Raw genomic sequence first — 1,390 nt, forward strand, 5'->3', positions numbered from 1 at the left:
TCTATAGTGTCCGGTTAAAATAACCCAAAGGATAAATAAAAGGAGGCCGATGTGGCCTCCTTTTTTAGTAAGTTTAAGTTACCACACTAAAACTACTATTATGAGCAAAAGTAGATTTTTTTCCGGACAGCCGATATTTAACCAGTTACTTTCTTTTATTCCCTGCACTTTAATCGAAAAAGCGGTCATTGATACTGGTGCAGATAGCTATTACAAGCACTTTAAGGCTTTTGACCATTTGGTAACGATGCTATTCAGCAGCTTTCATCATTGTAGTTCTCTTAGAGAGTTAGTTACCGGTCTATTGGCCAATGAACATCGTCTTAGTCATTTAGGCCTTAAAAACACCCCTCGTCGCAGTACTATTTCAGATGCCAACCGGAACCGCTCAGTAGATTTTTTCAGCCGACTTTATCATTTACTATATCAGCACCATTATCCACAACATTTCCCGGACAGCCGAACAAGGCACAGGTTGCATGATAGATTATTTATAGTAGATTCCACAACAATTAGCCTGTTTTCAACGGTGATGAGGGGTGCAGGTGTAAAAGGATTAAATGGCAGAAAAAAAGGAGGCATTAAAGCTCATGTGCTGATGCGCGCCAAGGATGAGTTACCCTGCTTTACCGTACTGACAGAGGCCGCTTGTAGTGATAGAAAATTTATGCAGAAGATGCCCCTGCAACCAGGTTCCATAATTGCGATGGATCGGGCTTATGTAAATTATACCGTAATGAAGGACTGGACCCAAAATGATATTACCTGGATCTCCAGAGTTACTAAAGGAATGAAAATAAAGGTGCTTAAGCGCAAAAAAGTAACATTGGCTGATAAAAAGAATGGAATTTTAAAAGACTGGGGCATTCGGCTTGGCAATCCCAAGACCTGTAAAACGAGTCCTGTGCAACAGGCCAGGGTCATTAGCATTTATGATAAAGAGACCGGAAAGAAGGTACACTTATTAACTAACAATCAAACCTATGCCTGTTCTACCATCAGGAAATTATACAAACAGAGATGGGATATAGAATTGTTATTCAAAAGAATTAAACAGAACTCTCAATTAAGTAACTTTCTGGGAGACAATGAGAATGCCATTAGTATACAGGTCTGGTGCGCTTTAATAAAAGATCTGCTTATAAAGATTGTGAAAGATCAATTAAACCAACTGGGTTGCAGAAAGTGGTCGTTTAGCAACCTTGCAGGTTTTCTCAGACTCCACCTTTCCACATACATTCTTTTAATTAAATTTCTAACAGAACCTGAGAAAGCACTTCTCCGACATAATAAAGAGCCTGACTTTATACAGCTAAAATTATTCTCTCCTTAGAAAAAGGGCTTACTTTTTAGAGGGGCCAGAGAATTGAGTATTTGAAATATCTTTTGG

1 protein-coding gene is annotated in these 1,390 nt (G+C 38.8%); it reads left to right on the forward strand.

Going from position 1 to position 1,390, the window contains the following annotated elements; genetic code table 11:
* Positions 1–100 precede the first annotated feature (100 nt).
* A complete protein-coding gene (locus GWG06_RS30330; RefSeq protein WP_160718175.1) occupies positions 101–1,333 on the forward strand; it encodes an IS4 family transposase in 1,233 nt (410 codons plus the stop codon).
* The last annotated feature ends 57 nt before the right edge of the window (positions 1,334–1,390 follow it).

This window comes from Chitinophaga solisilvae (genome assembly GCF_009928525.1).
In the GTDB taxonomy this organism is placed as follows: Bacteria; Bacteroidota; Bacteroidia; order Chitinophagales; family Chitinophagaceae; genus Chitinophaga; species Chitinophaga solisilvae.

Coding starts and splice junctions, on each gene's coding strand:
- GWG06_RS30330 (WP_160718175.1), top strand. CDS start 101: ATGAGCAAAAGTAGATTTTTTTCCGGACAGCCGATATTTAACCAGTTA.